Source organism: Acinetobacter sp. UBA6720, from assembly GCF_002454215.1.
In the GTDB taxonomy this organism is placed as follows: domain Bacteria; phylum Pseudomonadota; class Gammaproteobacteria; order Pseudomonadales; family Moraxellaceae; genus Acinetobacter.
In genome coordinates this window covers 49,312-57,733 of sequence record NZ_DKIK01000044.1, presented here as the reverse complement: position 1 = coordinate 57,733, position 8,422 = coordinate 49,312, and the positions used below count along the sequence as shown (strand labels likewise).

The window sequence follows — 8,422 nt, the reverse complement described above, 5'->3', positions numbered from 1 at the left end:
ACTGCACAACCACCTTCAGGAATTTGAATTTCACTGTCATCTAAAACAGTATCTAGGCTTTCAGAAACATATTCAGCCAAACCAGCCTCATGCCAGCGACGGCGTTCATCTTCAAAGTTCGCTTGCTGTACCGCTTTAAAACTTGAAATGGATGCTGCATTTTCAATGAGGAAATCATTATATTCTTTTAGATTTAAAACCCCATCTTCCACACACAGCTTTAAGCGCCCTGCTTTAAAGTCTTCCCGCATTTGCATCAATTCTGTTTCAGATACTTCATAAAATTTAATTTGATCAAAGAAGCGCAGTAACCATGGCTTATCCTGTTCAAAGTCTGGATTTTTGCGGTAACGACTCCACATTTGGGTGGTACGCCCAACAAACTGATAACCGCCAGGGCCTTCCATGCCATAGACACACATATACGCTCCACCGATGCCGACTGCATTTTCAGGTGTCCATGTACGTGCAGGATTATATTTGGTGGTCACTAAACGATGGCGTGGATCCAGTGGCGTTGCCACAGGTGCCCCCAAGTACACATCTCCCAAGCCCATGACCAAATAATTGGTACTATACACAACGTCCTTTACCGCTTGTTTTGACTCTAGTCCATTGATGCGGCGGATAAATTCAATATTGTCTGGACACCACGGCGCATCTGGACGTACCGTTTGCATATAGCGCTCAGTCGCCAGCTGGGTTTGCGAGTCTTCCCAAGCCAAAGGTAAATAGACTGTACGCGACGGCACTTCCATTGCGGTCACGTCAGGCAATTCATTTTCTGCTAGCTGTAATAATTCCAACAAATGCTTCTGATTAAGTTTTAATGAATCAAAGTGAATTTGTAGCGAACGAATTCCTGGGGTTAAATCAATAATCCCTTCGATACTTTGATCTTTAACCCATTGCATTAAAGCGTGAATACGGAAACGTAAATTGAGGTCTAAAACCAACTCTCCGTATTCAACCAATAAATAACTGTTCCCTGCGGGGCGATAAGTCACATCAGGTGCAGCGTTCACACCTTTTAGAGTCGCCAAAACTGCATCTGAGAGTGTGTCCATTTCAGCATGCAAGCTTGGGGCAAAATCTACATTTTCAGTCGTATCCGCTTTTAACGTGGCATGATATTTTTGATTCAATACTTGTGCTTGATCATAAGAAATTGGGATAAATTTAACTTTATCCCCCGCTTTAAGCTGACCAATTTTCCATAGTTCTGAACTAACCACCACCGCTGGGCAAACGAAACCCCCTAAGCTTGGACCATCGGGCCCTAAAATAATCGGCATATCTCCAGTGAAGTCAATCGCGCCAATGGCATAAGCATTATCATGAATATTCGAAGGATGTAGTCCTGCCTCACCACCATCGGTACGTGCCCATTCAGGTTTTTCACCGACTAAGCGGATGCCTGTACGACTTGAGTTAAAGTGAATTTCAAACTCTTGCTCAAAGAAGCGCTCAATATCACGTTTAGTAAAAAAGTCGGGCGCACCATGTGGTCCATACATCACCGCGATGTTCCAAGCATTGCTAAAGCTTGGTACCTGTGCTGCGCTGAGAGCAACAGTTTCTGCTGAGGTATAAGCTGTAATGGGCAACATATCTCCAATGAGTAAATTGCGTCCTGCATGACCACCAAACTGACCTAAAGTAAAAGTCGCTTGCGAGCCTAAGTAGGCGGGTACATTCAACCCACCTTTAATACCAATATAACTGCGACAACCTGTGGTGATTTTACCCGTTTTAAGAATTTGCCCTTTTTTAACATTAAGGGTCTGCCACATGGCAACATCGACACCATCCAATGTCGCAAACATCTCACCACCCGTAATCACGATTTGGCTGTCACAGTGAAACTTTAAAGTTGGGCCTTGTAGGGTACATTCTAGCCCTGCGGTATTAAATGGATTCCCCAATAGTTGATTGGCTATATTTAAAGATAAAGGATCAATCGCACCCGATGGTGGCACTCCAACATCCCAGTAACCCAAACGACCATTAACGTCTTGTATTGAGGTTTGAATACCTGACTGTAACACCTCAATTTTTTGGGTTTTCCACTCAAAGGTATTTAAAAATCGTGTGGTCTGTGTCCCTGTTTTAAACACTTCACAGTCAATAATATTTTGTAAATACTCAAGATTGGTTTCAATTCCTGCCACTGAGGTTTTTGCCAAAGTATCACTCATGGCTTGAATTGCACTTTCACGGTTCTCACAGGTCACAATGATTTTGGCAATCATCGGATCATAAAAGGAAGATACATTTGAACCTGTTTCCACCCATGTTTCATTGCGGGCCTGCGGGTCAAACTCGACATAAGTCAACAAGCCTGCACTAGGTTGAAAGTTCTTAATTGGATCTTCGGCATATAAACGGACTTGAATCGAATGACCTTTAGATTTAAGCGCCTCTATCGGTGCAGTCCAGTCACCGCTACCTAAAGTGACCATCCATTCCACAAGGTCTACACCAAACACTTGCTCGGTCACACCATGTTCAACTTGTAGGCGTGTATTCACCTCCAAGAAATAGAATTTTTGGGTGTCAGTATCCATCACAAATTCAACCGTACCTGCCGAACGGTAATTCACTGACTGCATCAGTTGAATTGCAACACCTTGAATATAATCACGTTGTTCATCATTTAAATGCGGTGCTGGAGTTTCCTCAATTACTTTCTGATTACGGCGCTGTACTGAACAGTCCCGCTCTCCCAAAGCCAAAATCAAACCTTTACCATCCCCAAAGATTTGGACTTCAATATGCCGCGCATTTTGCACAAACTTTTCTAAATACAAACCTGCATCTTTAAAATTGGCCTGTGCCAAATAAGATACGGTTGCATAAGCATCTTTCAACTCAACTTCGTTCCACACCAAACGCATACCAATACCGCCACCACCTGCGGTACTTTTCAGCATAACGGGATAGCCGATACGATTTGCTTCGATCAGTGCTTCCGCTTCGTCTGCTAAAAGCTGGCTACCCGGTAACAATGGCACATCCGCCTGAATGGCAAGTTCACGTGCGGTATGCTTTAAACCAAAACTACGCATTTGTGCAGAATTTGGCCCTAAAAACACAATGCCCTGTGACTCGCACAAGTCACAAAATTCGGCATTTTCAGACAAAAATCCATAACCCGGATGAATAGCTTCAGCACCCGTCTCTTTGGCAACCTGTAAAATTTTTTCAATATTTAAATAACTTTGACTAGCTGGGCTATCACCAATAAATACCGCTTCATCAGCCAAAGTCACATGCAAGGAATCACGGTCTGCTTCTGAATACACCGCAACAGACTGAATGCCTAAATTCTTTAATGTACGAATTACTCGGCAGGCAATTGCACCACGGTTGGCAATGAGAACTTTTTTAAACATGCTGATTACTCCTTGCCGTCACGTACAATCAGTTGAATTTTGGTCGGGTTATAGGCATTACATGGGTTGTTCAGCTGCGGACAGTTAGAAATCAGCACGATAAGATCCATCTCCGCTTGAATTTCAACATATTTACCAGGCGCCGATATTCCATCGTCAAATTTGAGATGCCCCTCACCGCTCACGGGAACATTCATAAAGAAATTAATATTCGGCCCAATATGACGAACATTCAGTCCATGCTTTTTCGCAATTGGGTGCAAAGCTAAAGCCGTCATAAAGTTATTGCGGCAACTGTGCATCGGAAATGTGTCGTGTGCATAACGTACGGTGTTACTTTCACATGAACAAGCGCCACCCAAGGTGTCATGACGACCACAGTTATCATCATGGATCGTGGCGATTTTATTGCCATAGTTGGTATATAGAGCTGTGCCTTTTTCGAGATAAATCTGCTGATTGATGGCTAGAGTATCGGTTGCGCTGTAACGTTCTTCAGGATTGTTCGCAGAAATAAATAAAGTATCGACTGCTTGGTTGCCTTCGAGGTCAATAATGCGGAAATACTGCCCTTTCTTGACTTCACCCATCCATGCCTCACCCGCTGGACAGACTTCATTTAAAACAGCTTGATCAAATGCTTGTAAAATGGTCATGCGTACTCTCCTTGGGCTTAAACAGCATCAAATGCGTAATAACGCGCGTTGTTTTGAAAACCGCGTTGGTTTTGCGGGCATGAATCACGACAAATATCATGTGCGGTTAAAGCGGAGGCTTTGAATAAACTCATTTGAATATCGGCAGGCTGATACTTTACGACTTGGCTCAAACCATGTGGTGCGGCAGATAAGAACACCAGACAGTCCATCTCAAAACGCAGTTCAATGATTTGATGGGTATTGTCAGCATCAACATAAGATAAGTTGCCCGCATCATCAGGACGAACTTTAGAGAATAGGTTAACCGTAGCTGACAGGTCGGTTTGACCTAATGAAAACTTGGTCATTTCAAGTAACAGACTGTCTCGTCCACTCCGATACATCTTATTTCGTGCATCTTGGAAAGTTTGAGTGCCGAATTGTTTTTGAATTTGTTCTGTGCGACTCGGACCACACAAGGCATCATTCCAACCATGATCGTCTTGAACAATTGAGGCCATAACCCGACCTAAGTCCGAATACAACACATGTCCTGCACTTAGAAATGCCGTATGCTGTGCCTTTAAACTATCTGGCATATTAAAACGTTCGAGCTTATCTTCACTGTTGACGCAGAAAAGAGAAACGTTAGCTTGTGCCCCTAAGGCTTTAAACTGTAAGACTGTGCCACGTTGAATACGCCCAGACCAGTGATGTCCACCCGGTAAAAGTTCAGTCCATAGTGCGTTATCGTCGTGATATGTTATTGTGCTCATGCGCCTCTGCCTAAATCGTAACTGTTTACCTCCCGGGCTTTTATCCCTCCGTGTAGTTCTTACGAACCGTGAACTCTCGGTCACAGACATACATCAAAAATGTATCGGAACCCTAGATCACTCTTTCAGTTTAGATTGTGCAAAGGCCGTGCCAATTTAGTATTACGATTTTCAAGCTTTGTAATACCATTTATGAGCAATAAACGGGCGCTTTCAATTTTCAGCACGAATATCTTTGCTATACGCACCAATAAAAAGCATCAAATTTTTAAGAATGCTATTTCATTAAAATTTCATGAAACATATGACGCAGCCATTGGTGGCTGGTTTTATGATGACAAGACATGTGCCAATACTGTTTCACTCCATAACTTGGAAAGGCAATCGGCGCATTGAAGATCTTTAAATTGCCACGTGAAAGTAGAACTTCACTCAAATAGTATGGAACTGTGGCGATTGCATCTGTTTCTTGTACCACCAAGCCTACCCCCAAATAGCTCGGTAAACGCATTAAAATGTCACGTTTTAGTTCTAAATTAAGCAGCTCGTTTTCAATATGGTAATGTCCCATCCCTGCATCAATATCAATATGTGACTCAGCCAAGTATTGCGCTGTGCTGATACTGTCACCGGTCAAACGCGGATGATCTTTGGCTGCAATCACCACATAATACTGCTCAAACAGTTGCTGTTGGTAAAAACCATTTTCCAATTGCGGTAAAAAACCCAACGCCAAGTCAATTTCACCATTTGCCATTTGATAACTGGTTTCAGAGGTGATCGGACGGATATTCAAACGAATATGTGGTGCATGTTTCTTCAAATACTGCGAAATTTTCGGCAACAACACCAAATGCGAAACATCAGTCATAGCCAAACTAAACTGTTGCTGCGAAGTGGCTTGGTCGAAATCAATCGTAAAGTTATTGATGATTTCAACCTTGTTTAAAGCCTCACTGACCAACGGAAACAATTGCTTAGACAACTCTGTCGGCATCATTTCATTGCCAATCCGCAAAAACAGCGGATCATTATAATGTTGGCGAATTTTATTCAGAATGTTACTCACCGTCGGTTGACTCATTTCTAAATGATCTGCCGCAAGCGATACACTTTTAAACTTATAAACGTAAAAAAAGATACTGAGTAATTTACAGTCCAGTTCAAACACGAAAAAAATGTTCCTTATATGCATGTGATGGTAGACGATCCATCATCTACCCATTATAGCGATGATCCAATGCTCAAAACTTACATTTATAAGCATCTAGGTCTAATATCAGACGTTTCAACAATAAAAGCACATGAATTATATCTTTAGCTGTACTAAACAATAGATACTTTTCCTGAAAATTTATGTCGCATGTTCTGCATATATTTTACATAACAAAAAAGGCCCGAATCAATCGAACCTTTGATGAAATCAACCATGCCGAATTATAGATATTTAAATCATTTTCTTCACAGGCACAGCTAAAGATATTACAGCTTTAACCCAACAGCTCGACGGCAATAGCAGTCGCCTCGCCACCACCGATACATAAAGCAGCTACACCCTTTTTCCCACCAGTACGTTTCAAAGCATGCAGTAAAGTCACGATAATACGAGAACCAGAAGAACCCAATGGATGTCCAAGTGCACAAGCACCACCATTCACATTCACTTTAGCAGGGTCTAAATGAAAACCGTCAATTGCAAGCATGGTGACCATCGCAAAGGCTTCATTGACTTCCCACAGGTCAACATCATCAGCAGACCAACCTGCTTTGGCTAAAACTTTCTCAATGGCACCTACAGGGGCAATGGTGAACTCAGATGGATGCTGAGAATTGCTGGCATAAGCCACAACTTTTGCCAATGGTTTCAGACCACGTGCGTCTGCAACATCAGATGAAGTTACAACCAATGCAGAAGCCCCATCTGAAATAGAACTCGAATTTGCCGCGGTAATCGTGCCGTCTTTTTTGAATGCTGGGCGTAAAGTTGGAATTTTATCCACTTTGGCATTGAGGGGTTGCTCATCCTGATCAACTACAACATCACCTTTACGACTACTCACTGTCACAGGCACGATTTCATCTTTAAAGTAGCCACCTTGAATCGCAGCAACGGCTTTATTTAAAGAACCAATGGCATACTGATCCTGCTGTTCACGGGTATAGCCTTTTTTATCTGCCATTTCTTGAGCAAGGACACCCATCGACAGACCTGTTTCAGCATCCTCTAAGCCTTCTTGGAACATGTGATCGGTTGTTTTACCATGTCCCATACGGTAACCCGCACGTGCTTTTTCAAGTAGGTACGGCGCATTTGACATCGACTCCATACCACCTGCCACCACAATTTCAGCTGAACCTGCTTTAATCGCGTCAGCCGCTTGCATGACGGCTTTCATCCCCGAGCCACAAATTTTATTGATGGTTGTTGCACCTGTTGAGTCTGGTAGACCTGCAATGCGCATTGCTTGACGTGCAGGGCCCTGTTTAAGCCCCGCTGGAAGGACACAACCAAAAATGACTTCGTCTACATCAGTCGGTTGTAAGCCAGAACGGTTTAGCACTTCTTTAATCGTGACCGCACCAAGTTCAGGTGCTGTACATGCCGACAACGAACCCTGAAAGCCACCCATTGCTGTACGTACACCGTCTACAATAACAATCATTTTCCATTCATCCTTTTTGATGTTTATTTGTTTTTAAGCGACATTTTATGCACTCAAAAACGCTCCATAACTATTCTTCGTCTTAATAATGGCTCAATTTAAACGCCTTATTTTTAATGCCTTTAGTCCACGATTTCGCTCACAACGTTATGATCTTGCGCAATCGGTAATATTCGATAGAATCGAAGCATCCGAATAGTTCAACACGCAATAACCAATGTAGGCTTAGATCTGAGCCAGAACTATCCATCACTACGTTTAAGGCAATATATAGTTTTTCTGACAATAGTGTAAAAATCACAAAAATGAAATGTATTTCCATAAAAGTGATCTCTAGAGGCTAACTTTATTGACAGTTGTCTTCAGCTGTTGCAAACAAATTTATTTCAATTCTTGAACAAGTGGATATTTTTAAAACGATTGTAGTAATATTCAAGACCTTAGTTGAATTTAAATATTGAACCGAGTTAAATAGCCTCTCTATAGTTCTCATAAAATATACTGGAAAAGCCAATGACTTCAGTACGCCAACAGAATTTTCTATTACGCAAAGAGAAAATTTTAGCTATGGCTGAGACTTTGTTATTAGATAATAATCAAGACATCACCTTAAGCGAATTAGCAACGGAACTCGATATTGCCAAGGGTACAATTTACAAGCATTTCAAAAGTAAGAACCAACTCTATTTGGAGTTGATTATATTGAATGAAACTCGCTTGCTGGAAATTTCTCAGAAGTACAATAATGATATTAAAACCTATGTTTCTGAATACATGTTGTACAACATGTTAAATTCAAATCGTACGATTTTACTGCACGTTATTGAAGAACGTTTAACCAATAGCGAACGTAAACTTAAAGAACTTTTTGAGAAGCTCTATCAAATACGTGAGCAACGTATTATCGAAATTAAAGACATGACCTCTGACTACTTAAAGTCTTTAGATAG

The 8,422-nt window shown here is 41.8% G+C and carries 6 protein-coding genes and 1 riboswitch; of the genes, 1 reads left to right on the top strand and 5 read right to left on the bottom strand.

Annotated elements, in window-relative coordinates:
• The 5 genes from uca to B4F08_RS03925 all read right to left on the bottom strand — a co-directional run.
• A partial coding sequence (gene uca / locus B4F08_RS03945; protein ID WP_291373303.1) for an urea carboxylase occupies window positions 1-3,395 on the bottom strand: 3,395 nt, incomplete at its 3' end.
• Between the two features lie 5 nt (window positions 3,396-3,400).
• Window positions 3,401-4,051, bottom strand: coding sequence for an urea amidolyase associated protein UAAP2 (locus B4F08_RS03940; RefSeq protein ID WP_291373301.1), 651 nt, complete (start codon window positions 4,049-4,051; stop codon window positions 3,401-3,403).
• 17 nt (window positions 4,052-4,068) lie between these two features.
• The gene (locus B4F08_RS03935) at window positions 4,069-4,809 is read right to left on the bottom strand and encodes an urea amidolyase associated protein UAAP1 (RefSeq protein ID WP_291373299.1); all 741 of its coding nucleotides are present in this window, start codon (window positions 4,807-4,809) and stop codon (window positions 4,069-4,071) included.
• A gap of 27 nt (window positions 4,810-4,836) precedes the next feature.
• Window positions 4,837-4,936: riboswitch (guanidine-I (ykkC/yxkD leader) on the bottom strand.
• A gap of 150 nt (window positions 4,937-5,086) precedes the next feature.
• A complete protein-coding gene (locus tag B4F08_RS03930; protein WP_086210032.1) occupies window positions 5,087-5,980 on the bottom strand; it encodes a LysR substrate-binding domain-containing protein in 894 nt (297 codons plus the stop codon).
• Window positions 5,981-6,299: 319 nt separating this feature from the next.
• A complete protein-coding gene (locus B4F08_RS03925) occupies window positions 6,300-7,472 on the bottom strand; it encodes a thiolase family protein (protein ID WP_291373296.1) in 1,173 nt (390 codons plus the stop codon).
• Window positions 7,473-7,985: 513 nt separating this feature from the next.
• Here B4F08_RS03925 and B4F08_RS03920 point away from each other — a divergent pair.
• The coding region (locus B4F08_RS03920) for a TetR/AcrR family transcriptional regulator (protein WP_291373294.1) at window positions 7,986-8,422 on the top strand (437 nt) is incomplete at its 3' end.

Excerpts from the sequence above, each read along its gene's own strand:
- B4F08_RS03940 (WP_291373301.1), bottom strand. The coding sequence starts at position 4,051 with ATGACCATTTTACAAGCATTTGATCAAGCTGTTTTAAATGAAGTCTGT.
- B4F08_RS03935 (WP_291373299.1), bottom strand. The coding sequence starts at position 4,809 with ATGAGCACAATAACATATCACGACGATAACGCACTATGGACTGAACTT.
- B4F08_RS03925 (WP_291373296.1), bottom strand. The coding sequence starts at position 7,472 with ATGATTGTTATTGTAGACGGTGTACGTACAGCAATGGGTGGCTTTCAG.